20 protein-coding genes and 1 pseudogene are annotated in these 23,686 nt (G+C 63.0%); 9 read left to right on the top strand and 12 right to left on the bottom strand.

Annotated features, from left to right (window positions below):
* The first annotated feature begins 4 nt into the window (after positions 1–4).
* The gene (locus HMPREF2736_RS10755; protein WP_141761646.1) at positions 5–1,024 is read left to right on the top strand and encodes an AbrB family transcriptional regulator; all 1,020 of its coding nucleotides are present in this window, start codon (positions 5–7) and stop codon (positions 1,022–1,024) included.
* On the opposite strand, the gene HMPREF2736_RS10750 is transcribed toward HMPREF2736_RS10755, so the two are convergent.
* Positions 1,021–2,652 carry a DUF885 domain-containing protein gene (locus HMPREF2736_RS10750; RefSeq protein ID WP_246822147.1) on the bottom strand — a complete coding sequence of 544 codons (1,632 nt, stop codon included), beginning with the start codon at positions 2,650–2,652 and terminating at the stop codon, positions 1,021–1,023. The two genes, HMPREF2736_RS10755 and HMPREF2736_RS10750, sit on opposite strands and share 4 nt — an antisense overlap.
* Positions 2,653–2,719: 67 nt before the next feature.
* On the opposite strand from HMPREF2736_RS10750, the gene HMPREF2736_RS10745 reads away from it, so the two are divergent.
* Together HMPREF2736_RS10745 and HMPREF2736_RS10740 are read left to right on the top strand one after the other, a co-directional pair.
* Positions 2,720–3,784, top strand: a complete 1,065-nt coding sequence (locus HMPREF2736_RS10745) for an ROK family transcriptional regulator (RefSeq protein WP_070421975.1) — start codon at positions 2,720–2,722, stop codon at positions 3,782–3,784.
* The gene (locus HMPREF2736_RS10740) at positions 3,784–4,536 is read left to right on the top strand and encodes a hypothetical protein (RefSeq protein ID WP_083308797.1); all 753 of its coding nucleotides are present in this window, start codon (positions 3,784–3,786) and stop codon (positions 4,534–4,536) included. Before HMPREF2736_RS10745 ends, HMPREF2736_RS10740 begins: the two co-directional genes overlap by 1 nt.
* A gap of 764 nt (positions 4,537–5,300) precedes the next feature.
* On the opposite strand, the gene HMPREF2736_RS10730 is transcribed toward HMPREF2736_RS10740, so the two are convergent.
* Together HMPREF2736_RS10730 and HMPREF2736_RS10725 are read right to left on the bottom strand one after the other, a co-directional pair.
* The gene (locus HMPREF2736_RS10730) at positions 5,301–6,440 is read right to left on the bottom strand and encodes a glycosyltransferase 87 family protein (RefSeq protein ID WP_070829726.1); all 1,140 of its coding nucleotides are present in this window, start codon (positions 6,438–6,440) and stop codon (positions 5,301–5,303) included.
* On the bottom strand, positions 6,437–7,369 hold the full coding sequence (locus HMPREF2736_RS10725) for a Sir2 family NAD-dependent protein deacetylase (RefSeq protein ID WP_070484936.1): 933 nt from the start codon (positions 7,367–7,369) through the stop codon (positions 6,437–6,439). The genes HMPREF2736_RS10730 and HMPREF2736_RS10725 overlap by 4 nt, the downstream gene beginning before the upstream one ends.
* A gap of 36 nt (positions 7,370–7,405) precedes the next feature.
* Between HMPREF2736_RS10725 and HMPREF2736_RS10720 the strand changes: the two genes are divergently transcribed.
* Positions 7,406–8,287, top strand: coding sequence for a hypothetical protein (locus tag HMPREF2736_RS10720; RefSeq protein WP_070829724.1), 882 nt, complete (start codon positions 7,406–7,408; stop codon positions 8,285–8,287).
* 142 nt (positions 8,288–8,429) lie between these two features.
* Here the strand turns inward: HMPREF2736_RS10720 and amn are convergent, their stop codons facing one another.
* Together amn and HMPREF2736_RS10710 are read right to left on the bottom strand one after the other, a co-directional pair.
* On the bottom strand, positions 8,430–9,788 hold the full coding sequence (amn, locus tag HMPREF2736_RS10715; protein ID WP_070829722.1) for an AMP nucleosidase: 1,359 nt from the start codon (positions 9,786–9,788) through the stop codon (positions 8,430–8,432).
* An 11-nt stretch (positions 9,789–9,799) separates the two neighbouring features.
* Positions 9,800–10,390: a TetR/AcrR family transcriptional regulator gene (locus HMPREF2736_RS10710; RefSeq protein ID WP_070421969.1), complete on the bottom strand. Its 591-nt coding sequence runs from the start codon at positions 10,388–10,390 to the stop codon at positions 9,800–9,802.
* A gap of 41 nt (positions 10,391–10,431) precedes the next feature.
* Here HMPREF2736_RS10710 and HMPREF2736_RS10705 point away from each other — a divergent pair, with 41 nt between their 5' ends.
* Together HMPREF2736_RS10705 and HMPREF2736_RS10700 are read left to right on the top strand one after the other, a co-directional pair.
* Entirely contained in the window at positions 10,432–11,745 is a 1,314-nt protein-coding gene (locus HMPREF2736_RS10705; protein WP_070829720.1) for a M20/M25/M40 family metallo-hydrolase, read from the top strand.
* Positions 11,746–11,942: 197 nt separating this feature from the next.
* On the top strand, positions 11,943–12,512 hold the full coding sequence (locus tag HMPREF2736_RS10700) for a hypothetical protein (RefSeq protein ID WP_070829719.1): 570 nt from the start codon (positions 11,943–11,945) through the stop codon (positions 12,510–12,512).
* Here the strand turns inward: HMPREF2736_RS10700 and HMPREF2736_RS10695 are convergent.
* The 3 genes from HMPREF2736_RS10695 to HMPREF2736_RS10685 are packed head-to-tail and all read right to left on the bottom strand — an operon-like array spanning position 12,491 to position 16,613.
* On the bottom strand, positions 12,491–13,648 hold the full coding sequence (locus HMPREF2736_RS10695) for an alpha-amylase family protein (RefSeq protein WP_070829717.1): 1,158 nt from the start codon (positions 13,646–13,648) through the stop codon (positions 12,491–12,493). The genes HMPREF2736_RS10700 and HMPREF2736_RS10695 overlap by 22 nt on opposite strands.
* A gap of 10 nt (positions 13,649–13,658) precedes the next feature.
* Positions 13,659–14,903: an ATP-binding protein gene (locus HMPREF2736_RS10690; RefSeq protein WP_070829715.1), complete on the bottom strand. Its 1,245-nt coding sequence runs from the start codon at positions 14,901–14,903 to the stop codon at positions 13,659–13,661.
* A 48-nt stretch (positions 14,904–14,951) separates the two neighbouring features.
* Positions 14,952–16,613, bottom strand: coding sequence for a glutaminase (locus tag HMPREF2736_RS10685; protein ID WP_070452048.1), 1,662 nt, complete (start codon positions 16,611–16,613; stop codon positions 14,952–14,954).
* An 89-nt stretch (positions 16,614–16,702) separates the two neighbouring features.
* On the opposite strand from HMPREF2736_RS10685, the gene HMPREF2736_RS10680 reads away from it, so the two are divergent.
* Positions 16,703–17,953: a hypothetical protein gene (locus HMPREF2736_RS10680; protein ID WP_070421965.1), complete on the top strand. Its 1,251-nt coding sequence runs from the start codon at positions 16,703–16,705 to the stop codon at positions 17,951–17,953.
* A 48-nt stretch (positions 17,954–18,001) separates the two neighbouring features.
* On the top strand, positions 18,002–19,174 hold the full coding sequence (locus HMPREF2736_RS10675) for a globin domain-containing protein (RefSeq protein ID WP_070421964.1): 1,173 nt from the start codon (positions 18,002–18,004) through the stop codon (positions 19,172–19,174).
* Here HMPREF2736_RS10675 and HMPREF2736_RS10670 read toward each other — a convergent pair.
* Positions 19,171–19,857, bottom strand: a complete 687-nt coding sequence (locus HMPREF2736_RS10670) for a helix-turn-helix transcriptional regulator (RefSeq protein ID WP_070421963.1) — start codon at positions 19,855–19,857, stop codon at positions 19,171–19,173. The two genes, HMPREF2736_RS10675 and HMPREF2736_RS10670, sit on opposite strands and share 4 nt — an antisense overlap.
* 126 nt (positions 19,858–19,983) lie before the next feature.
* On the opposite strand from HMPREF2736_RS10670, the gene HMPREF2736_RS10665 reads away from it, so the two are divergent.
* Positions 19,984–20,370, top strand: coding sequence for a cupredoxin domain-containing protein (locus HMPREF2736_RS10665; protein WP_070829713.1), 387 nt, complete (start codon positions 19,984–19,986; stop codon positions 20,368–20,370).
* Here HMPREF2736_RS10665 and HMPREF2736_RS10660 read toward each other — a convergent pair.
* The 3 genes and pseudogenes from HMPREF2736_RS10660 to HMPREF2736_RS12270 all read right to left on the bottom strand — a co-directional run.
* Positions 20,348–21,544 (bottom strand): hypothetical protein, encoded by a 1,197-nt coding sequence (locus tag HMPREF2736_RS10660; protein ID WP_070829711.1) that lies wholly within the window; start codon positions 21,542–21,544, stop codon positions 20,348–20,350. The genes HMPREF2736_RS10665 and HMPREF2736_RS10660 overlap by 23 nt on opposite strands.
* Positions 21,537–22,928 carry an MFS transporter gene (locus HMPREF2736_RS10655; RefSeq protein WP_070829710.1) on the bottom strand — a complete coding sequence of 464 codons (1,392 nt, stop codon included), beginning with the start codon at positions 22,926–22,928 and terminating at the stop codon, positions 21,537–21,539. The genes HMPREF2736_RS10660 and HMPREF2736_RS10655 overlap by 8 nt, the downstream gene beginning before the upstream one ends.
* Before the next feature lie 45 nt (positions 22,929–22,973).
* Positions 22,974–23,686: pseudogene (locus HMPREF2736_RS12270) on the bottom strand (hypothetical protein); the annotation flags it as partial.

Here is a 23,686-nt window from a genome sequence, read left to right as displayed (position 1 = left end):
CCACATGAACCGTTGGATCGTCGCTGCTCCGCTGTCGGTGCTGTGCGGTCTCGTGTTCACCTACCTGCACGTGCCGGCCGCATGGATTCTCGCCGGGATCGTTGGTGCTGGAACGGTCGCGATTGTCACTGAGCGTGACCTGCGGATCAACGAGCACCTGTTCACCCTCGCCCGCGGTGTGATCGGCGTGGTGGCGGCGCTGCCGCTGGTAGGTATTCCACCAGGTGATTTGCTGCCGTTCTTGGTCCCTGGCCTCATCGCGGCGGTGTTGGTGATTGCAGTGGCGTTCTTCGGTGGTTTGGTGTTGGCGAACCATGGCGTTTCCAGGAAGACGGGTGTGCTGTCGCTGCTGCCTGGTGGGGCGTCGCTGATGCCGGCGCTCGCGCGAGACCTAGGGGCGGACATGCGCTACGTCAGCCTGAGCCAGTACCTGCGGTTGCTGACGGTGTCGATAACACTGCCGGTGGTGGTGTCATTTTTGGACGCACCAGCCGCCGGCGAAGTCATGCACCTCAAACCCTACTGGTGGATGTGGCTGCTGGTCCCAGCACTGATTGTGGTGGGGATTCCACTCGGCAAATTGGTGCGGCTGCCCAACCCGTCCATTTTCGGGCCGATGCTGGTCACGGTACTGGTTGGGTCGTTCGCGGACTTCACCATTGTTCCCCCGGAACCACTGAGCATTACGGCATTCCTGGCGCTTGGCTGGATGTGCGGCGGCGGCCTGTCCGTGCCGGCGTTGAAGGCGTTTTCCAAACTGCTGCCGGCGACGATGGCCTACATCGTCGGCCTCATGGTGTTCTGTGCGGGCATCGGGTGGGTCGTAGCCAAGTGGCTGGGTCTGACCCTCTACGAGGGCTACCTCGCCACCACACCCGGCGCGCTCGAGACCGCGCTGGCACTGTCCGCCGAGGGTGGAGCCGGACCCGCCGTGGTGGCACTGCAGCTCATCCGGCTGATCTGCGTGTTGATCTTCGCCGGGTTCGTCCCCCGAATCCTGAAACGAATCGAGCGAGACGACTAGTGCAGGATCGCGTGGGCCAGGATATCCATCGGCATTGAGCCCAGGCTCAGCGCCTTCGTGTGGAACTCGTCCTGGGTCATGCCGCGGCTGAGGGCCTGGTCGCGCAGGTCGATCCAGTCCTTGAAACCCAGGGCATACGACGGGGCTTGGCCCGGCCAGCCCATGTAACGGTCCAGCTCGAAGGCCAGGTTGGCTTCCGCCATGGCGGTGTTGTCGCGCAGGAAGGCCTTGGCGTACTGGGCGTCCCACACGCCGGTGCCTTCCGGGGTGGTCTTCTTCAGGTGTACGCCGATGTCCACCATCACGCGCGCGAGGCGCAGACGCATGGAGTCGAGTAGGCCCATGCGGTAGCCGAGGTCTTCGCGGTAGCCATCCATGAGGTGCTCGGCGTAGAGCGCCCAACCTTCGCCGTGGGCGGAGTTCCAGCAGACGGAGCGTCGCCAAATGTTCAGTTCACCGCGGTTGAGCAGGGCGTAGGCGTGCTGCAGGTGGTGGCCCGGGATGCCCTCGTGGAACACGGTGGTCAACTCCTGCCAGGTGTGGAACGTCTCCTGGCCTTCTGGGACGGACCACCACATGGTGCCGGGGCGGATCATGTCGTCGCTTGGCGGGGTGTAGAAGATACCGCCGGAGCCGGCGCGGTCGATGGCGCACTCCACCGGGGGCATGCCCTCGGGGATCGGGAACACCTTGGCCACGTCTTCGTTGACGCTGTTCATCCAGGCGAGGAGGTTGTCGGTGCCGTGGATGGTGTAGCGCTCGTCCTGGTTCAGGTGGCGGTATGCGGCGGCGACGGAGTCGTCGTCGTAAAGCTTGCGCGCGATCTGCTTCTGCTTATCGACGGTGCGCTTCAGTTCCTCCTGCGCCCAGGCGTAACCCTCGTCGAGGTCCACGTTGCGGCCGTGGAAAAGTTCGGCGAACAGTTCGTAGCGCTCGCGGCCCACGGCGTCGTCGTGGGGGGACTTGGGTCCGAGTTCGGTGGAGAGCCAGTCGGCCATCTGTGTGAACGCGGCCTTCGCCTCTTCGACGATCTTGGACTCCGGCGGGAGGCCCAGTTCGTCGAGTTGGGAGTCGCTTTCGCCCAGCGCCTCGCACTGGTTGATCACGGCGTCGATCTGGCGGTGGGATGCCACATCGCCGGCAGAGGCAGCCTCTGCCAGGGATTCGCGGTAGCCGGCGAGCGCTGCCGGGATGCGCGACATGCGGGCGGCGATGGCGTCGAAGTCCTGCTCCGTCACGCGCGGCATCAGCGCGAACGAGTCGCGGATCTCCTGAATCGGTGAGGCAATGTTGTTGAGCTGGCGCAGGAGCTCGCCGCGGTGGTGAAGCTCGAGCTTCATGCACAGGCGGTCGCGCAGGATGGCGGCTGTGAGGTTGTCTACGTCGTCGAAGTCGTCTTCGTCGTCGGAGTCATCGGTGGAGTCGTTCAACGCGTCAACGTCGGCGATGAGGTCGCGCATGCGGTCTGCGACCCGGTCCCAGTACTCGGGAGAAAAGTCCTGCAATTCGCCGTCGTGGCCATCGATGCCAATTTGGGTTGCCAGCGTGGGAGAGATGGCTGCGAGGTCGTAAACGAAATCCTCGCAGGTGGCGTCGAGAAGCGACGGCTCGCGCATGGGTTGGCTCATGCTGGGCGATTGTATAGGAGCTGGCCAAATGGACAATTCGTCGCACCATCCAGTAAATATATTCATTATGGCTTGGGCTTCGTTTTCTCGTCCTCGTACTCCCGCGGCGAAATGCCTGCACCTCATTCGCCTGCAGGAACTCACCTCCCGCAGCGAGCTCGTCCGCGCGACCGGCCTGTCTCAGCCCACTGTCACCCGCGCAATCGCGGCGCTTGTCGACGCCGGATACGTCACCGAACGCAACGACCTCACCCAATCCCAAGGCCGCGGACGGCCCACCATCCCCCTCGAACTCGCCGAAACCACCGAAACGCACGCGGGTGTGTCCGTGGGCACCGACTCCACCTACATCGCCCTGTTCGACCTCAAGGGCCGCACCCTGCGCAGCGTGGACGTGGACCTGCCGGTCTCGCGTATGAGCGAGGACGACTTCATCCAGCACATCATGGCCGGCCTGAACAAACTGACCACCAGCGTCGGCCGCCCGCTCGCCACCGTGGGCGTGACCACATCCGGCACGGTGCGCGGCAGCGGCGACGTCTACGCCCCCAACCTCGGCTGGGACGGGGTGAACATCGGCGATCAGATGCGCGAGCAGTTCTCCGTGCCGGTGCAGGTCACCTCGATTTCCAGCGCGATTGTCGGCTCTGAGATGCAATCCACCGCGGACCTGGACACCCCGTCGGTGATGGCGCTGTTTGCCGACGACTCCCTCGCCTGCGCCATCTCCAGCCCCGAAGGGGTCAACCCCATCGAGGTCGAGCAGGGCGAGCTGACCACCCAGGGCCTGCTGGACGCCATCGATGTGCCCACGATCCGCACCCTGCGCCAGGCGGTGGAGGACGCCGGGGAGGCAACCCGTTCCGCGCTCGACAACCGCGCCCGCGGCCTTGGCACGCTCGTGGCTGGGCTGTGCTCCGACCACTGCCCCAACACCGTGGTTGTTGCTGGCAGTGCGTTTATCGACGACCCCCTCGCCTCCGCCCCCTTCGCCCGCACCGTCCGCGAACATACCTCCGGCCCTATCGATCTGCGCCTGATCCCTAGCCACAAGGATGTGGTGCGCGACATCGCCCGCGCCGTGGCGTTGGATTACGTGCTTCGCGAGCCCCTGGCGGTTGCGGGGGCGTAATGCGCAAGGTCGCCTGGGTTGCCGTGCTACTGCTGGCCGGCTGTTCCACAGAAGTTCCGGTTGAGCCGTTGCAGACCGAGGCAGTACCGACGCAGACGCAGGAGCAGTATGAGGGCCTTGAGGGGGTCGTCGCAAAGATTGAGGAGGCGACAAACACCGAGGTGGGCGTCGCTCTTTACGACGGCACCACCCTCACCCAAGCCGGCTCCCTGGACACCCTGCCGGCCTGGTCCACCATCAAAATCCCCATCGCACGCGCCGCCGAACGGCACTGCGAATACGACCACGCCACCATCGCGGACTTCACCCAGGCCTCCATCGAATGGTCCGACAACGACTCCGCCCGCGCCCTATGGGACTGCATGGGCGACGACCTCGAAGCCGCCAAACTCGTCGGCGAGGAAATCGAAAAAGCCGGGCCGCACGTCAACGTGCGCGGCGCGTTTGGCACCACCAGCTGGACGTTCGCCGACCAGGCGAAATACGCCCACTACTTAAGCACCCGCGACCAATCCCAACCCGTCCTGGCGGACATGCGCAACATCACCGAAGACCAGGCCTACGGGCTCGGCCAGTTGGGGGTTCCGTTCAAAGGCGGCTGGTCAGACGTGGAGGAAGACGGCTCCTGGCACACCCGCCAACTCGGCTGGATCAAACACGTTGGGGTAGCCATCGGCGCGCGCAGCGCCGACGGCAGCTACGAGGACACCATGGATGCCCTCGACCAAGTCGCCGAGGCTATCGCCCCATAAACTTATCGGCGATCGGGCGCAGGTACGGCTCGATGAACTTCACAATCGCGGCCAGGATCGATAGCACCGTCAACACAATGCCCACGGTCCGACGCACGTCGTCCGGCGACTTATCGCCGACACCCGCGAAGACCAACTTCTTCGGCGTGGTGTTCGGGGTTTCGTTGCCATCCGCCGGACGGTGCAGAACCACCTTCTGGGATCCCTGCGGCATGGATTCCACGTCGGTCGGCTTGTATCCCACCACCGCAGCCGATGCCTCGCCCTCAGCGGTGACCGCACCGGCGAAACCGACACGAGTCACGGTGGGGTTCAGGAACGTGTGCAGGTGGCCGGTCATGCTGTTCTTGTCGTCGGACCACTTGCCGTTCAGACGCTTCAGGTCCGCCAGCTCGCCATAGCCCCACCCCTGCATGGCGCGGCTCATGTTAGCCGTGCTGTGCAGGTTCGCGCCCCAGCCTCCTTTGCCGCCGATGGTGGCGGTGTCCTCCGGGCCGCAGTTGTCCGTACACGTTGCGTTGAACGGGCGGACGTGCGCGAACTTCTTCGCCGCCTCCACCGCACGCTGCAGTGCGATCAGGTTGTAGCCGGTGTCCAGTTGCACCGCGTTGACGTACTTCTCGCGGGTATCCAGGCCCTGTTCTGCAGCGACCGTGCGGAGCGTTTTTCCGTCGTATGGCACGTTCTGGTCCCACATGTCGCCGCGGAGCTTGCGCAGTTCACTGATGCCGGTTTCCGCATCGTTGGTCAGGTTGAACTTCGTCTCAAGCGCGATGACCTGGTCGGCGGGCTGGTTGAGTTCCACGTCGGTAACGGGGGCCGGGTCGGCGGAGGCTGCGGGGGCGAGGACGAGTGCTGTGGCTGCCGCGGTCGCTGCGGCGTATAAACGGATGCGCATAACCCGAGGGTAGCGTGTACCACGCCATAAAGAGCACTGGCACGGCAATGTAAAGGAACTGCGGGGCGCCAGGCCAGAGCACTACCGAAGCGTACGGGGCCATCAGCACCATGAGCGCCACCGAACCGTAGCGCTCGAAGACGAACACGCCAAGCGGCACGATCCATACCCAGTGGTGGTACCAGGAAAACGGACTAACCAGGCACGCGGTCAGGCCGATGAAGGAGACGGCGAGGGGTGCGGGGGCTCGTCGACAAGCAAGAAGCGCAAGGATGGTCACGGCGGCACACAGCGTGAGCCACAGCAGCGTCGAATCCATCCCGGCGCGGGCCAGCACTTGGCGTATGGACTGCGCCCCCGGATTCTCGTCCACCCCAATCCGTTGCGTGCTGAAGATCGCGCGCGTCCAAAAGTTCGGCGCGTCCACCACATTCATCCCGCTCGCCGCAGTGCACACGAACGTGAACGCGGCAACGAATGCCGAGCCCCACCTGCGCTGATAGATCAACAACACGATGAAAAACGCGGGCGTGAGCTTGATCCCCGCAGCCAGGCCCGTCCCGATGCCCGGCAACCTGTTCTTCGGCAGGAAATCCAGGCACACCAGCCCCATGAGCAGCAGGTTCACCTGCCCGAAGTACAGCGTGCCCTGCACCGGCTCCGTGCACAGCACGAAAAAGGCCACCAGCGGCACCACGTGCTTCTTGCTTATCGACGACCCCCACACCACCCCGGCCAACACCACCACACTGGCCAACTTCCAGGCGACGCCGAACCACTCCTCGGTTGGCAGCCACGAAAACACCACGCCCGCAAACGGCGGATACGTAAACGGCAAGCCCGGCAACAGGTCGTGCGCATAGAGCGGCAGGTGGTCCTTCACCTGCTGCCCGCCCAGCACGTAGACGTGGAGATCACTTGGGTAGGCGGTGGAAAACGCAGTCTCCAACGGCGTAGTGACGTAACGATAAACCGCTACTGCAACAACAATGAGCAGGAGAATCACAAGTCGAGCCCGTCCAGGATCGCATCCATGGCGTCAGCGACGTCGGTGCGCCACAGCGTGCCCACCTTTGTATCCGCACGCCCCGGCCCGCCGTTGATCACGGCGGTAGGTTTGCCCTGCTTCTTCGCATCCAGAATGAACTTGTAGCCGCTCATCACCGCAAGCGACGTGCCAATCGCAACCACACCCGTCGACTCCGCCAGCCACTGATCGGCCTGTGTTCGCGTGGCCTTGGGCACGTTCTCGCCGAAGTAGACCACGCTAGGCTTCAAGCGCTCCGAGCCACAGTTCGGGCACGTGATCATGCGGAAGCGCTCCACGTCCTCTTGGCGCAGTTCCACGTCGCCGTCCGGGTTGATCATCGTCCCGACCACCTCGACAGAATTGAAGTAGTTGGGGTTGGCGGCGGTGAGGAGGTCGTCGATAAGCGATCGCTCATGCAACACATTGCAGTCCAGGCACACCACATGCTCCATATCGCCATGCAACGCAATCACGTTTCGCGAGCCCGCCTGTGTGTGCAGTCCATCGACGTTTTGCGTGACAATGCCACGAATCAGGCCGGCTTGCTCGAGCTCCGCAAGCGCAAAATGCGTCCGGTTTGGCCGCGCCGCCCGCATGAACTGCATACCGACGAACGCACGCGCCCAATACCGACGCACCTGACGCGGCGAATGCGCGAACTCCTGAAACGTCATCGGACGGCCCTTGGTCAAACGGCCGGTTTCGGAGCGATAGTCGGGAATGCCCGAATCCGTCGACACACCCGCGCCCGTGATGACCAGCGTTTTTGGGTTCCTTAACTGTTCTATGACGCGTTGCTGTGCGTTCGGGGTCGGCGTTGCCGTTTCCTTGACCACCCGCTCAATCGAACGCACAGCGGACCGATGCGCCATCGCAATCGCGGGGTCGTCGAAGAAAGTTTCCATCGCCAGGCAGTGTACAAACCACCTAGGATTTCCCGCATGGGGGAATGGAAAACCGAAATCAGAACCAACCTTGTCGACGTCCGGGGGCAGACATATCTCAGCAGCGACCTACTTCGCCTATCCACGTCACACGCGCTGGCGCGCCGCTCGTACGACGCCTTGAAGGTCCACCAGCAGCACTGGGCCCGGGCCTACTGCGCGGGCCTTGCCGTCCACGCCGCCGTGATCACCGGTCGCGCCTCCGCGTACCTCAACGACATGTGGGTCGTGAACACGCCGCTAGACCAGGTCGCGCTGGTGTTGCCGTCGGTGCCGCGGCGCTCAACATGGCCCGCCGGCGTGCGCTACGTGCAACGCACACTCCCCGCCTCCCGGATCCGCCGCGGGGAAGCCATGTCCACTACGTCACCATTGCAAACCTTTCTAGACATTGCCCGCCTCGACGGCTTCACCCACGCACTCGTCGCCGCAGACTGGCTCGTCCAACGCGGTGGCTTCACACCGGCCCAGCTTCAGCACCTCGTCGAAACTGAGCCGCGCTTCCCAGGCAAACCCGCCGCCCGCATGGCGGCGAGGCACGCGTCGACCCTGTCCGAATCCGCACCCGAGGCCTACGCGCGCGCCCTGCTCATCGAAGCCGGCATCACCGACGTCCGCGCCAACGTCACACTCACCCGGTGGAGGTACCGCGTTGACCTGCTGATTAACGGCTGGTTGGGAGTTGAGATCGATGGGCGCGTGAAGTACGACGACACCACCTTCGGCCCTGCGCACAAGGCACTTCTCGACGAGAAAACGCGCGCCGACCGCCTCGGCAACGCCGGCCATCCCCTGCTCCGGTACGCGCCGCGCTACCTGGAGGAGCACCCCGAGGAGTTCGTCGGAGCGGTGCGGGCGCGCCTCGAACTTGGCCGTTAGGTGTGCGGGGTTTTGTTCATATGCAGGGCTCGATATGCGTAAGTGCAGGTCGGCGCGTTTTCAGAAATTTTGGCCAATTTTCCGCAAAACGCCGTGACCAGGGGTTACGCATATCGAGCCCTGCATATGAAGCGCGAAGGGCCTACCGGAACGGGACCTCACCGATCGTGCGGCGCAACTTCCGGGTGCGCAGGCGTTCGGGGCGCCGGGCAAGCTTCTCCATCGCACGCACGGCACACATGACGTGGGCTTCCTTCGAGTTGGAGTAGAACGCCTGGGCGCCGGCGGGCAGTTTCGGCACAGCGTGCAACGGCAGGTCGGACACCGCGAGCAGGGTGCCGTAGGGGACGCGGTAGCGGTAGCCGTTGGCGGCGATGGTGCAGGACTCCATGTCTACGGCTGCGGCGGTGGATCCCCGGAGCCATTCCCACAGGTCCTGCGGGTCTTTCCACTCCCAGTTCCGGTCGCCGGTGGACAGGACGGTGCCGGTGCGCATCAACGACGTGTCGTCGCCGTACACCTTGGTCACGGCCTTTTCCAGGGTGCGTTGCACTTCGGGGACGGCGGGGATGGGCAGTTCGCGGCGCAGGTAGTCGTCGAGAACGTGGTCGTGGCGTTCGTAGGCGTTGCCGAGGATGAGGTCGCCGATGCGCATGCGGGCGTCCAGGCCGGCGCAGTGGCCGATCATGATCCACGCTTCCGGACGCAGAACGGCCAGCGAGTCGGTGATGGTTTTGGCGTTGGAGGGGCCGACGCCGATGTTGATCATGGTGATGCCGTCGCCGTTTTCGGTGATCAGGTCGTAGCGCGGCATCTGGAACTTCGACCCCAGCTCCAGGTCTTCGAGCGCGACGGTGTCGGAAACTGTTTCGCCGGAGGGGAGGACGAGGCGGGTGTAGCGCGAGTCGGGGTCGGAAAGTTCACGCAGGCCGAAGCGCACGAATTCGGTGACGTGCATGGCGTAGTTGGTGAACAGGATGTAGCGCTGCAGGGTGTCTACGTCGATGCCGGTGTAGTGCTCGAGTCGCGCGATGGCGAGGTCGAAGCGTTGCGGGCCGAAGTGGAACAGGGGTTTTTCCGGACCGTGGAAGGCGTCCCAGTGGCCGTCGACAATGGCGTCGTGGACGTCGTCGAGGGCGGGTCGGGGCAGGTTGCGTGTTTCGTCGATAGGCGGTGTGCCCTTGATGTAGGCGGGCGGGATGACGATATCGGAGTACTCCACACGCATGGAGCACGGATAGTTCGAGGTCAGCGCCTCGAGTTGGGCGATGAGGTAGTCCTCGAGCAGGTCGGGGCGGGAGAGGACGGCGGAGGAGGTGCCGGCTTTGTCGACGTAGCCGAAGGTTTTGGAGCGGTCGATGGGGCGCCATTCGAGCACGTCAACGGTGAGTTTGGGGTAGCGCACTTCCCCGTAGCGTTCGAAGTCCCCGGCGCGTGCAATGTCGCACGACGCGTTGTACAGGGCTTTTAGCTTTTCGACGACCTCACGTACCTGGTTCATACCCCGCCAGGCTACTCACGAATGAGCACGCGGCGCACGGCTTCGGCGCGGCGACCAAACTCCTCTGCGGGAACGCCTTCGCGGATGCACTGCTCAATGAGTTGCTGCATGCCTGCGATGTAGAACCGGGCCATATCGTCGACAAGCTTCATGTCCGCGTTTTCCCAACGGGCGGCGCGGGGCAGGAGTTGTTCGCGCATGGTGGGCAGCATGACCTCGTAGACCTGGTTATCCAGGAGGCTGTGGATCGGCGAGTCGATGATGCGCGTGGCGGCGGTGTAGTGACCAGCGGTCGCCTGTGCCAGTGCAGTGACCGACGCTTCAAAGTTCTTGTCAATGCTGAATCGTTCCGCGAAACTGCCGTAGGCCGCCAAGACCCACTGCGCTGCGGTGGCGAGCACGAGGGCGTCGCGGTCCTCAAAGTGCTGGTAAAACACCTGACGGCTCACGCCTGCTTCTTTCACGATTTGCGAGACGTTGAGCTCAGCGACTTCGTAGTCGTTGAGGAGGCGCATGGTGGCGTCGATTAGCGCCTTGCGAGTGCGCAGCGCGCGCGGGTCTTGGCTGTCCGAGCGGCGGCCCGGGAGGGTAGTTTCAGTCATCCCATGTCTCCAAAAGATTTCCGACATTAGTGTTATGTGGTATGAGCCTAACCGATGACACCCTGGAACTGTTACATGCCCTTATTAGAAATGGATGCGTCAACAACCTAACGGCAGATTCTGGACACGAGGAAAGAAACGCCCGCACGCTGCAGGAATTCTTCGGGGATACCCGTGTAGACGTAGAACGCTTCGAACCCCATCCGGGTCGAGTTTCCGTAGCGTTTTCCATCGAAGGCACCGACCCCAACGCTGAGCCACTCACCCTTTTGGGCCACACCGATGTCGTGCCCGTCGACGAGGATAAATGGACAGTTGACCCGTTCGGGGGTGAGATCAAAAACGGCCGCATGTACGGGCGCGGCGCCACCGACATGCTCTACATCACCGCAGCGATGGCGGCGGCTGTGCGCGACGTTGCCCTGTCCGGTGTGCGCCCGAAAGGCACCCTGACCTTTGTGGGATGCGCCGACGAGGAGGCCCGTGGCGGCCTCGGCGCGGCGTGGCTTTCGGAGAACGCGTCGTTCCCTTGGGCGAACTGCCTGTCCGAGGAGGGCGGCTCCCACCTGCCTGTGTCCGACGGCTCCGACGCGCTCGTGGTCGTCGTCGGCGAGAAGGGCGCAGCTCAGCGGCGTTTGACGGTGCATGGCGACGCCGGCCACGGCTCCGCGCCGTTCGGCCGCGACATGGCGGTAACCAAGATCGGTGAGGTCGCGCGCCGCATCGCCACCATCACGCCCGAAGTGCGTAGCGACGACATCTGGGAGGGCTACGTCCGCGCCTGGAAATTCGACCCCGACACCGAAAAGGCGTTGCTTCGGGGCGAAGGCTACGAAGCGTTCGGTCAGCTGCAGAGCTACTCCCACGCCATGAGCCACCTCACCATCTCCCCCACCGTGCTGCGTGCCGGCGAGGCGATCAACGTGTTGCCGTCCGTCGCTTGGATGGAGCTCGACATCCGGCCCTTGCCTGGCCAAACGCAAGAAGAGATCGACGATCTGCTGCGGGAAGCGCTCGGCGACCTTGCCGACGAGGTGGAGATCACCCACCTCATCACCGAACCCGGCACCGTCTCCCCCACCTCGGGCCCGCTTTACGACGCCATCGTGGACACCTTCCACGAATTCTTCCCCGACGTCCCCGTCGTCCCGACGATCGCGGCGGGTGGATCCGACCTGCGCTTTGCTCGTCGTAAAGGTGGTGTCGGCTACGGATTCGCCCTCCACGGGCGCGGCGAAACGCTGGGGTCTGTTCTAGGTGAGCTCCACAGCCACGACGAATCCGTCTCCCTCGAAGACGTCGACCTCACGGTCCGGGCGTACCGTTCCCTGATCCGCCGCTTCGTCGGGGCGTAGTTCCGCCATTTCGGTTCATATGCAGGGCTCGATATGCGTAACCGCTGGTCACCGCGTTTTCCGAATTTCGGCCACAATTTCTCGAAAACCCTCCTACCTGGACTTACGCATATCGAGCCCTGCATATGAAGGTTTCACGCCCTTCCAAGGCTCGCACCACCTGTCACATCTGCCCCATCCGTGACATACTGTCCCGCATGAAGTTTCGTACTCTCGCTATGACCGCGGCGCTGGCCGGCACGATCGCCGCCGCGCCGACCGCCCAGGCTGACGCCATCGACGACACCCTGGCGAAGCTGCCGTCCGGTCCAATCTCGTGCGACCAGGCCTCCCGCTACTGGACCAACGACGCCGACTACCAGCAAAAAGTCCGCCAGGCGCGCACGATCGCGATGTTCGACCGTCGCGGCCCGCAGATCCTGGATGCGCTTTCGCGTGTCGACGAAGCCGCCAACCGCTGCGGCCTCAAAGGCACCACCGGCGGCAACAACACCAACTCCAACAACGCCAACAACGCCAACAACGCTGCGCCGAAGCAGAACGCGCCCGCGCAGCAGCCAGCACCTGCCCAGCAACCAGCCCCGCAGCCAAAGCAGCAGCCGAAGATTCAGCCACAGTTCCCGGAGCGCATCAACCTCACCCCGGCTGGCGTGCCGTCGGTTGATGTGCCGGTCGCGGGCGTGACCACGCTGCAGTTGCCGGACCTGCTGAAGATGCTGCAGGACGCGTTGGCGCAAATCCTGGCTTACTTCAACATCCAGCTGTAAAGCTCGTTGCCGTCGGCGTGGATTCGCACGCCGGGCGTGGGGTCAAGCCACAGGTCGGTCTGGAGGGTGTGTTCGCCGTCGGTGCAGGTAAACGAGATCGTTTCGTTGGTTTTATCCAGCACCTCAACGCGTGCGCGTGTGAGCCATGCGTTGCGGCGACGCACCCCAATCAGCTTCTGATACTCCGTAAAAATCCACCCACCCAGTGGCGAGAGTTCGGCCGGGGTGGTTGGCAGGGCGGGGCGGACGGCGTCGTCGGCAGACCAGCCCTCGCCGCGGGTGCCGGTGAAGCCTTGTTCATCGCCGTAGTAGATCGACGGCATGCCGGGCACGGTCATGAGAATCGCGGCGGCGAGGATCAGTTTGTCGGATCCGACTGTGGAGGCGATCCTGTCCACATCGTGGTTGCCGATGAACGTGTTGGTCAACAGGTCGGCGGGGTGGCGTTCGAGGGCATGGGCGAGTTCCCAAAAGTTGGCGTCGGCAAGCGATGACCAGGTGGCTTTCCACAGTTCATACTGGGTGACTGCGTCGAGCGTGCCGGCCGCGGCGATCTCTGCGTAGTCGCCGTGGATGACCTCCCCGAGGAACATTGCGTCAGGGAACTCCTCGCGAACGCGGGAGAGCACGTCGCGCCAGAATTCGGACGGGACGGCGTAGGCGACGTCGAGGCGCCACCCCGCGATGCCGCGGCGCAGCCAGTGGCACATGATGTCGACGACCGCATCCCGGATCTCTCGCTCGTCGTGGTGGAGTGTGGCCAGTTCGTTGTGACCCTCCCAGTCCGTGTCGCCGGCAAGACCTTGCTCAACCCAAGGGTGGGTGCGGGCCACGTGGTTAAAGACCCCGTCGAGCATTATGTTGATGCCACGGGTTGCGCAGGCGTTGATAAGCCAGTCGATGTCGGTGTCGTCGCCAAGCCTTGCGTCAATGCGCAGGTGGTCGAGGGTGTCGTAGCCATGGGTGACCGACTCGAAAATGGGACCGAGCAGCAGGCCATTGCAGCCGAGTTCGACCAGGTAGTCCAGCCACGCCTCGAGTCCGCGTAGGCGGTGTGCGGCATCTTTAGTGTCGCGGATCGGCGCGCCGAGCGCGGCGAGCGGGTAGACGTGCCACCAGATTGTGCGATCCAACATGTGCCCGAGCCTACGCACCGAGCAGCGCCAGCGGTACGACCGCGATTCCGTCGGGGCGGCGGTAGGCGCGGGTGCCGGTGGTGAGGATCACCGCGTCCACAACATCGTCCGGGAGTTTCTCGCGCAACCAAAGCAGGTGCTTGACGTCGTCGTCACCCACGTTGGCGGCCAGTTTGACCTCCAATGCCACGATCGCACCGTCTTGGTCCTGCGCAATGAGGTCGACCTCTCGATCCCCTTTGACCGTGCGGAAGTGGCCGACGGTACCGAAGGATGCTTGCGCCGCTACCCGCACGGTGAGGGTGGCGAGCGACTCGAACAGTGGTCCGAGCAGATAGTTAAACCGCCCCGTGAGTTTCGCAGCTGGAATCTCCAGCAGACGCAGGACAAACGCTGGGTCCGCAAGCTGGTGTTTCGGTGCTTTCGCGAGGCCAGCGAACGGGGAGCGTCGCATATCCCAAGCTGGCACGGGGTCCAGCATCCACAACTCGGCGAGTTTTTCTCTGTACACCATCGTCGTGGATTTAGCGGGTTTGTTGGTTTGTCCGGGCGTGGCTGCGTCGAGAATCTCCTGGTAGCTCGTCGTCGTGGAGCTGGCTGCTGCGTACGCCGCTAGCCAGTTCATCAACGCTGTTGGGTTGCGCGCGGTGTAGCCCTGCTCAGGGAGGTCGCGATCCACCACACGGGTGAGATAGGAGTCCAGCTGCTGGTTGCGGAGTACCGGTGGCGCTTCATAGAAGCCCGGGAAGCCGCCGGACGCTATCGCGTCAATGTAGTCTTTCAGGGTTTTGTCGGTCTCGCCTGCGATGGTTGCGTCACCTTGAAAAAGTTCGCGCATGCTTATCGACGACTCCCAGCCACGCCGTTCAAACAACGCCAACGGTCTCATTCGCATTGACAAGATGCGCCCTGCTCCGCTGTGAGTATCAGTCCCGGCTACGGGAGTGGCTGAGCCGGTCAGGAGAAAACGCCCGGCGGGAGCACCATTATCCACCGCCCGCCTGACGTAATCCCAGGACTCGGGGTGGCGCTGCCATTCATCGATCAAGATCGTGCCATCAGGGCTTGCGGTGAACGCCGGATCGGAGGCGAGAACTCCGGCACCCTCATCCGTGTCGAGCTTGAGCACCGTCGGCGCTCGCCGGCGCGCAGTTTCGGTTTTGCCGACACCTTTCGGCCCCTCAACCGCAATAGCAGACGCATACGGAAGGAGCTGGTCAAGTTGGGTGTCTACGGCCCGTTGCAGGTATCCCATAGACACGAACCATACCAATTTTCCGTCGTGAATCGGTCGTTTTTTCCGTCATGAATCGGTCGAATTTTCCTCCCTGCGCCGAATGAGCGGCTGCAGGCCCTTGGCGATGCGCTCGCGCCACTCCTTGGCAATTTCTTCGTAGCCGCTGTCGTGGGGCCGCATGCCGCGGTGGGTGAAGTTGACCTTGGTTTTGCCGGATTCGTCCTCTTCGATGTCAAAGATGAGGGAGGTGTCGTCCCACTCGTGGTCTTCCTTGGGGTTGTCGGTTGGTTCGACGTCCCAGACGATGCGTTTGCCGTCGTCGGCTTCCTTGACGGAGAAGCCGACGTAGCGGTCGTCGTCGGAGTAGTGGAACTCGGAGCCTTGTTCGGCGGCGTCGCCTTCGACGCGTTCATCCCACCAGGTTTTGGGTTTGGTGATCGCTTGGTAGACCTCTTCGCGCGTGGCGGGGACGGAGAAAGATGCGGTGAAGTCGCGGATGGCTTGGGCTGTGGTGCCGTCGGCAAACTCGTAGTCCGACAGCGTGTGGTCCGGGTCGTAGATGGAGATGTTGTAGCCCTCGTCCCGGTACTGCATGAGGCCGTCTTTGATCAGGTCGCGGCCGGCCTTGTTAAATGCGGTCACGCCAGAGACGTCAAGGATGAGGTTTGTGCTGGTCAGACGGCGCTCGGAAAGACCACGCAGGATCCTTTCGGCGGAGGTGAACGTGATCATGCCTTGCAGTTCGACGATTTCGGCGTCGTCGCGGCGTTCAATGCGACGGATGCCCGGCGCGAAGTAGAAGTTCGACGACAGCAGGTTCAGCCCCATGGAGCTGGACAGTTCTCGGAAGATTTTCACGCCGCGCACGGAGTTGCCCTGTTTATCCAGGCGCGGGCTTAGCGACGCAATACCTAACTGGCCTGGCAACGTCCCGATCAAACCGCCGGCCACGCCTGACTTCGCAGGGATGCCGACGTTGACCATCCAGCGCCCGGAGGCGTCGTACATGCCTGCGGAGACCATGACTGCCTGGGCGAGGCGAGCTGCTTCCGCCGAGACGATGCGCTCACCGGTGACCGGCTGGATGCCAGCGTTGGCAAGGGTGGCAGCCATGACGGCGAGGTCTTTCACGGTGGCCAGAATGGCGCATTGGGCGATATAAGAGGCGACGGCCTCGTGGGCATCGTCGCTAATCGTGCCCGCTTCGCGCAGCATGTGGGCGAACGCCTTGTTGCGGTCGGCGGTTGCCTTCTCGGATTCGAATACCCGCTGATCAATGCTCAGTTCGCGGCCGGCAAGGCGGGAGAAGTAGGCGCGGAGTTTCTCGCTGCGCTGCTCCACGGGGATGTCGGGGCCGCCGATAAGTTGGTTGACGGTGATGGCGCCGGCGTTGATAAGTGGGTTGGCGGGGCGGCCTTCGTCGTCAAGCGAAAGCGCGTTGAATGCCTCACCGGAGGGCTCAACGCCGACGTGGGCGTGGACCTCATCGGGACCGTACATGTCCAGCGCCAGCGCGTAGACGAACGGTTTGGAGATGGACTGGATGGAGAACTTGTAGTCGCAGTCCCCGACCGCGTAGAGCTGTCCGTCCGCAGTGCAGAGTGCGAGGCCGAGCTTGTCGGGGTCAGCGTGTTTGAGCACGTCGATGTAGTCGGCGCGGTGGCCGGAGTCGTGGTCGCGCACGGATTCGACGATGTCCTGCAGGTATTCAGTCACTGGCGAAGGCATGGTGGCAAGTGTAGGCCCGAGCACGACACATTCGAACATGTTCGAACACCTGTTCGCCTCGTGTCGTGCGCGGTGGTTAGATTCACCTCATGAGCGATTACAGTGGCACCGCCCGCCCACACGGCCTTGAAGTTACGTGGAAGATCTGGGGCGATCTGAACGACCGCGATCTGCACAACGTGCAGGCTTTTATGGACGACTTCTTCGCGGTCTGGAAACCACGCCCGACCCGTGGTTTTAAAACTCCCATGGACTACGCGACGCTCGCGTATGCGCGGCAGTGCTTTGACCTGGCGGGAGACGCAGCCGACATGCACGTCTCCGATCAGTTTTTCTACCTCGACGCGCTGCGGCAGGCGATGGAGCAGTTGGAACGGGTCGAACCCCGGTTTGTCTACGCCCACTCTCTCGCCCGGTACGCAACGCAGCTTGCGGGTGAGTTCGATATCGAAGACGCGATGGACGGCGCCTGGGACGAGCTCCGCGCGGTGATGCCTCAGCCGTTGACGCGGCCGATCCCAGGAGTGACCGAGTACGCGATTGTCGACGACACCCAGTCCCCCGCCGACTTCGACATCATGCGCCTGCCCGACCCCGACACGTTTAGCGTGCGTATCGGCTCACTCACCGCAGACGAATTCGTCCGCGAAGGACGCCAGGTGTTTTCACTGGACATGGTCCCGGAGGAGACCGTCCCACTGGTCTTTATCGACCGCGCATTTCCCCTCGGAAGAGTATCTCTGCGGGTGGACGTGGACGACGACGGCACGGAGCTGCCACACGAGATCCTGCGCGATGTGCGCGTCGGCATCGACGACTACCTGGACAGCCTGGTGGGCTGCGGCACGAGCGCGGTCGAGTACTACTTGTCGTGCGCCCGCGCCCAGGAGTGTACGGGCCTACTGGTCGAATCCCCCGCTGCGGGCCCGCTCGTTGCTGCGGTCGGCGAATCGCTACATCACGTTGTGGCCCGTAACCCTTCCGCGGCACCCGCGCGTTTGCTTTACGACGAACTCACGTCCACCACCGATCCCGACCTGATTTTCGAGTACGCAAATGCCATCTACCACTGGATCCCGCGTGACTTTCGTGTCTGTTTCCCCACCAGCAACACACCGGAGGCGGACGCGTTGAAAGACGCGCTATTCGAGTCGTTTAGGGAGCAAGACATCGGATTTGCCCGGGTGGTGCTACGCGGGCGGCAACAACAGAACCAGGCTCCGCTGTTGAACCACTTCGCTGTGGACTTTTTAGACACGTTCGGGGAGGCGGAGGACCTGCCGTATTCAAACTGTTTCCTCATCCAAGACATCGACTCCGCAACACGCGACCTGTTTTAAAACGGCTATAATCGTGTTTATTCGATCCGCGACTTCAAGGAGGCCCTGATGTACGTTGACACGTTCCCCGACTCGAAACGCAAGTATCTCTCGGATGCGCACGCTGAGACTGTGAAGGCCACGCTCGCACCGGTCGCCGACAACATGCAGACCATCGCGACCACCTTCTACTCCAAGATGTTCGCGGCGCACCCGGAGCTCATCTCCGACCTGTTCAACCGCGGCAACCAGAAGCAGAACGCACAGCAGAAGGCGCTGGCCGCGTCGGTGGTGAAGTTCGCGGCGCATCTTGTCGACGACTCCCAGCCCGACCCCGTGATGATGCTCGACCGCATCGCGCACAAGCACGTCTCCCTCGGCATCACGGAGGACCAGTACCAGATCGTGCACGACAACTTGATGGCCGCGATCGCCGAAACGCTCGGTGAGGCCGTCACACCCGAGGTGGCCGAGGCCTGGGACGCGGTCTACTGGCTGATGGCGGACGTACTGATCAAGCACGAAAAGGAGCTCTACGCCTCTGACGGTGTGGCGGATGGCGATGTGTTCCGCCGCGGCACGGTGACCGCCAAGGAGGCCCTGAGCGAAACGGTCACTGCGTTCACCGTTGAGGGGGATTTCTCCGCGCCGAAGCCTGGGCAGTACACGTCGATCGGCGTGAAGCTCGACGACGGCGCCCGCCAGCTGCGTCAGTACTCGATCATCGATGGCGACGCATCGCACTACCGCATCGCGGTGCAGAAAGACGGCGAAGTGTCGTCGTACCTGCAGGAGCGCGTCGCAGTCGGCGACACCGTCGATGCCACTCTCGCCGCCGGCGATCTCGTGCTGCGCCCGGGCGAGAACCCGATTGTGCTCATCTCCTCCGGCATTGGTTCGACGCCGCTGACTGGTATCCTCACGCACCTGGTCAAGCACGACGATCCGCGTCGGGTGACCTACGTGCACTCAGACTCGTCGGAAGCCACTTGGGCGCAAGCGCAGGAAAGCCGCGACCTGGTGGCCGCGCTCAACGACGGCTCGATCCACCCGTTCTTCCGCGACAGCGGTGAGCGCATCGACATCCACAACATCGATGTCGCAGGCGCCGACGTCTACCTCTGTGGCGGGACCGGCTTCTTGCAGTCGCTACGCGACGACCTTGCCGCCCTCCCGGAAGACAAGGCGCCAGCGAACGTCTTCTACGAGCTGTTCAGTCCGAATGACTGGCTCGTGTCCTAAGCACGCTTGGTCAGCCGGGCACCGCACTCCCCCGGCCTGTCGTGGGGGCGCAGTTGCACCTTGACGCCGCCAAGCCTCCCGTCCAGAAACCCCTCGTGCAGCGCACAAATTACCGGAGCCGGACGTTTGTTGCTCTCGGTGACAAACGGGCAGGCATTGAGGCTAAGTTCGCGCACTTTCCGGGTGGTCGCATCTGGACGCTGCAGCGGGTCAAAGCCCAGCTCGCGCAGCAGTTCCGCGATTTGTCGTTCAGCCGTGGCCAGGTCCACCTCATCTGCGCCGTTGTCGCGACCTTCGTTCACACGGTCTGCCCACTCGCGGCCAAGTGCCTTGGCGGCATCGGTGTCGTCGGCAGACAGTTGGCTGGCCAGCACCTCCACGAGCGACACAATCGCACCCGATGCCCGGCTCGTAGGCGCAACGCGTGCGGTGTAAATATGCGACGGGCGCCCCCTGCCAGAACCAGTGGCAACCCTGCGACTGATCACCCCGGCGGCCATGAGCTCGTCGAGGTGCCCGCGCACAGTGTTGGGATGCATGCCCAGTGCTTCGCCAATTTCAGCAACCTGGATGCCTTCGGCGTGGGACTGCACCTCTTGGAAAACCTCGACTTGTTTCGCGCTCAGGCGGTGGACGGCGGTTATCAGCTCACCAGCTGGCCGCGGAGCATACCTACGTTCCATGCGCGTTCTCCTGAGGGGTGTATCAAGTCCGCCAAAATTATATGTGTTGCTGAGTTGTAGTCCAACTTGGTTTTTCTCGGATTATACAATCTCAACGTCATCAACGAACACCAAAGGAGCCGATCCGTGGCACGCACAACGCACTTCGCCGCCTGGTCCGCAGTGACTGCGCTCGTCGCTGGTACCGCAACGGCAGCGACATTGCTCGCACCTGCGCAAGGTGAGATCCCCACCGGCGACGACGTCGTCCACGTTGATGTGGACATCGAAGGCATGCGGTTTATCCCCGACCGTGTCGAGGTTCCACGTGGCACCAAACTCGTGGTCAACCTGACAAACTCCGGCGACAAAGAACACGACCTGAAAGTTGGCGAGGGATACTCGGGCCGACTCAGCCCCGGCGAGAGCGCGAGCGCCTATTACGGCGAGTTCAACGTTGACACGCTCGGGTGGTGCACCATCGCCGGGCACAAAACAATGGGGATGCTCTTTAGGGTCGACGTGACGCCTTAATCAACGCCACCTGCGCCTTCACGGCCCGTGCGAGCAGCGGAATGAACGCCACGAGCACGCCAAATACGACGAAGGACAGCACAATCCGCGCGTAGGAATTGTTCACCGCCAGCCATGCCAACAGCGCCACATTGAACAGGCCGACGCGCACGTAGGCAGCCCGGTTGAGTTCACGGAGCCCGGCCTTCACCGCTGCCGGCCCACCGCCCATCATGGTTGGCATGAGGTAGCTCATCGCGCCGATGAGCAGTTGTGCTGCAAACCCGAGCAGCAGCGGCAACGTTGGAATGTCGGTAGATCCGCCGAACAGGCGCACCGCGTACCAAGTCAGCCCGCCAATCAGCCACGCAACCGCGAACAGGGCCGATAGCGCTGGGTAGGTGATGCGACCTCGGGGATCGCGAAGCACCGTCAGCGCGTTAACCACAAAGCCCTGGTAGAGCCACGCCCAGCCCGCAACGATCACCATGGTGCCGATGCCGGTAACCACGGACATCCGCAGCAGCGCACCCGCGACCGCCACGGTGACGCCAGCGCCAGCGAGCACCAGTGCCACACCGACCCTCCCCACGGCGCGCGTGCGCCACATCGCGGGAAACAGCACGCTCAGCGCGCCCATGGCTGCAAAGCCGACGAAGCCGCCAACGTTGATGAACATGTGCGCCTGGCGCACCGCACCGTGCCACTGACCAGGCAGTCCGGCCGACAGCGCCGCGCCGAACAGCGCACCGACCGGCAGACAGCACGCCGAGGCCACGAAGCCGTACACACTCGCATTGCTTCGTTGCGACGCCCTCACCTGCCCCGCCAACACCACCGCATGCCACGCCACCACAATGCCGACGACCAGCGCGCCGACCCAGGTCAGCCAGTACCACAGCGCCACCTGACCAACGAGCGTGGCAACGACGCCGGCGTTGAGCAGATAGGTGCGGGTGAGCTGGGCGGGGCGGGTGGCGTCGTCAAGCTTGCGCCCCAGGAAGCGCTCAGTGAGCGTCTGCGACCACAACAGGATCGAGTTTGTCAGAATGCCCAGCGTAAAAATGTGGATGAGCAGCCACGATCCCTCAGGGATGAACGGGTGGACAAGCCCCACGATGATGAACACGCCCATCCAAATGCTCACCGGCTTGGAGGCTTTGCGGTGCCACGCCCGCGGATTCATATCAGGCATTGACCGACCCCGACTTCGGGTTGTCGCGGAAGCACCACCACGTGGCCGCCGCGAACACAACCGCAGATACGGCCAGCACGAACAGCACATTCTCGTACGACTCGGTGTACGTCGCGCCACCATCCAGACCCCGCTGGAGCAGCGAACCGGTCAGCGCGACGGTGGTCAGGGTGCCGAACTCGTAGGAGACCTCCTCCACACCCGCCGCCATGCCGGAACGGTTCATCGGAGCCGCGCCAATGATCGCAATCGACGACACACTCATCACCGAGCCCACCGCAAAGCCTAACACCGCAAGCGACACAACCTCGAACAGCACGCTATGCGACGACGCGCCCACCACCAGCAGACCAGCCCCCACCACCGATAACGCGAAACCACCAGCGATCAACGGCATGAAGCCAACCTTGTGCAAAAACGCGCCACCGAGCGTCGACGCGGGAATGGCGGCCACGGCCATGGCGACGACGGTGGTGCCGGCCTTCAGGGGCGTAAATTCGTCGACAAGCTGTAGCTTCTGCGTCGTCATCAATTCCGCGCCCGCCATGATGAACATGCCACCCGCCGCGGCAACAACGCCGCCGGTGAACATGCGGGACCGGAAGATGTCGAAGGTGAGCAGCGGGTCATCGAGGCGCGCCTGACGCCGCACAAACAGCCACGAGCCCAACACGCACGCCACGATCGAGCCGACCAGCAGCGCGACGCTTTGGGTGTTCGCAGCCTGCTTGATCGCCATCGTCAGGCCCGACAGCGCAACCAGCGAATACAGCGAAGAAATGACATCCCACGCCTTGTTCGGATTCGGCAAATTCGGCGGAGCAAGCCACATCGTGAGCGCAAGCGCCAACAGCACAATCGGGACGTTGATGAGGAACACCGAACCGACCCAGAAGAACTCCAGGAGCAGACCACCAACCATCGGGCCCAGCGCACCACCAACAACGGCAACCGCGCCCCAAATACCGATGGCCAGGTTGCGCTCGCGCTCGTCGGAAAACGTCAGACGGATCAACGCCAACGTCGCCGGCATCATCACCGCCGCGCCCACGCCAAGCATCGCGCGTGCCGCGATCATCTCAGCCGTGCCCGGCGCGAACGCCGCCCCCAGCGACGCCACACCGAAAATCACCAAACCGATCAGGAACATCTTGCGGTGGCCCACCCGGTCCCCCAGCGTGCCTGTGCCAAGCAGAAGGCCCGCAAGTGCGAGCGGGTAGGCGTTAATGATCCACAGGCCCTCGCTGGGACCTGCGCCGAGACTACGTTCAAGCGCGGGCAACGCCGTGTACAAAATTGAATTATCCAGCCCGATCATGAGCAGGCCGAGAGATACAACAGCAAAGAAGCCCCAGCGCTGCGCGGGTGTGCTGGTGGATTCCATGCGGGGAATACTACCGCGCGGTTCTTTTTCACCTTGTCGCAGGATCTACGCCAGGTAGGCCGCACCTTGCTGCATAAGTCGCTCTAAGTACAAATAGCGCTGCTTAGTCACCCAACCACTGCCTTTACCGGACGCAGTATTTTCAATTTCACTTGGCAAAGTCCGATGCGCTCCAAGTGGTTGCGTTTCGTCCTTTGAGGTCAACACAAACGCTTGATACCGACCTTCAACCCCACTGCCATCACACCATCCATTTTGAGATAGCTCTTCAATGGCTTGCGCGATTTTCCGCAGTTCAGGCCTGTTGCGGTCTTTTGCCTCTTTCCTTAAGAGCCGCGCCTCGTTCAAATTCCAGGTGATATTGTCCTGCCGATACTTGACCGCAGGAATCTCAGTTTGAATCTTTCTGTCAACATAAAACGCAAGATGACGCACAGGACGAAACGTTCGTCCTGATTTACAGACATACACAGACGTCTTTTTATAAAGCTCCCATTCCTTCTTTCCAGGAACTAACAAAGTATCTGCTGGTTCGGTCGGGCGCCGGTTGTACAGGGACTCAACGCGGTCTACTGCCTTAAGAAAATGCTCGAACGCAGGATCAACATAGTTCGCCACCGCAAATATTCGATCGCATTCAAACGGGACATCGGTATCAAGAATCGAATCGTGGTGAGCCACGCGATTACGAAAGTTCCTAATCCCTTCCACTGCGGCGCCAACCTGCCGTTTCCGTGTAGTTGGTAGGGGCAATCCGC

It is taken from the genome of Corynebacterium sp. HMSC036E10 (assembly GCF_001836265.1).
GTDB lineage: Bacteria > Actinomycetota > Actinomycetes > Mycobacteriales > Mycobacteriaceae > Corynebacterium > Corynebacterium coyleae.
This window is presented reverse-complemented; position numbering and strand designations above follow the sequence as displayed.

What these genes read in the sequence shown, in the direction of transcription:
- HMPREF2736_RS10755 (WP_141761646.1), top strand. Translation starts at nt 5, where the DNA reads ATGAACCGTTGGATCGTCGCTGCTCCGCTGTCGGTGCTGTGCGGTCTC.
- HMPREF2736_RS10750 (WP_246822147.1), bottom strand. Translation starts at nt 2,652, where the DNA reads ATGAGCCAACCCATGCGCGAGCCGTCGCTTCTCGACGCCACCTGCGAG.
- HMPREF2736_RS10745 (WP_070421975.1), top strand. Translation starts at nt 2,720, where the DNA reads ATGGCTTGGGCTTCGTTTTCTCGTCCTCGTACTCCCGCGGCGAAATGC.
- HMPREF2736_RS10740 (WP_083308797.1), top strand. Translation starts at nt 3,784, where the DNA reads ATGCGCAAGGTCGCCTGGGTTGCCGTGCTACTGCTGGCCGGCTGTTCC.
- HMPREF2736_RS10725 (WP_070484936.1), bottom strand. Translation starts at nt 7,369, where the DNA reads ATGGAAACTTTCTTCGACGACCCCGCGATTGCGATGGCGCATCGGTCC.
- HMPREF2736_RS10720 (WP_070829724.1), top strand. Translation starts at nt 7,406, where the DNA reads ATGGGGGAATGGAAAACCGAAATCAGAACCAACCTTGTCGACGTCCGG.
- amn (WP_070829722.1), bottom strand. Translation starts at nt 9,788, where the DNA reads ATGAACCAGGTACGTGAGGTCGTCGAAAAGCTAAAAGCCCTGTACAAC.
- HMPREF2736_RS10710 (WP_070421969.1), bottom strand. Translation starts at nt 10,390, where the DNA reads ATGACTGAAACTACCCTCCCGGGCCGCCGCTCGGACAGCCAAGACCCG.
- HMPREF2736_RS10705 (WP_070829720.1), top strand. Translation starts at nt 10,432, where the DNA reads ATGAGCCTAACCGATGACACCCTGGAACTGTTACATGCCCTTATTAGA.
- HMPREF2736_RS10700 (WP_070829719.1), top strand. Translation starts at nt 11,943, where the DNA reads ATGAAGTTTCGTACTCTCGCTATGACCGCGGCGCTGGCCGGCACGATC.
- HMPREF2736_RS10695 (WP_070829717.1), bottom strand. Translation starts at nt 13,648, where the DNA reads ATGTTGGATCGCACAATCTGGTGGCACGTCTACCCGCTCGCCGCGCTC.
- HMPREF2736_RS10690 (WP_070829715.1), bottom strand. Translation starts at nt 14,903, where the DNA reads ATGGGATACCTGCAACGGGCCGTAGACACCCAACTTGACCAGCTCCTT.
- HMPREF2736_RS10685 (WP_070452048.1), bottom strand. Translation starts at nt 16,613, where the DNA reads ATGCCTTCGCCAGTGACTGAATACCTGCAGGACATCGTCGAATCCGTG.
- HMPREF2736_RS10680 (WP_070421965.1), top strand. Translation starts at nt 16,703, where the DNA reads ATGAGCGATTACAGTGGCACCGCCCGCCCACACGGCCTTGAAGTTACG.
- HMPREF2736_RS10675 (WP_070421964.1), top strand. Translation starts at nt 18,002, where the DNA reads ATGTACGTTGACACGTTCCCCGACTCGAAACGCAAGTATCTCTCGGAT.
- HMPREF2736_RS10670 (WP_070421963.1), bottom strand. Translation starts at nt 19,857, where the DNA reads ATGGAACGTAGGTATGCTCCGCGGCCAGCTGGTGAGCTGATAACCGCC.
- HMPREF2736_RS10660 (WP_070829711.1), bottom strand. Translation starts at nt 21,544, where the DNA reads ATGCCTGATATGAATCCGCGGGCGTGGCACCGCAAAGCCTCCAAGCCG.
- HMPREF2736_RS10655 (WP_070829710.1), bottom strand. Translation starts at nt 22,928, where the DNA reads ATGGAATCCACCAGCACACCCGCGCAGCGCTGGGGCTTCTTTGCTGTT.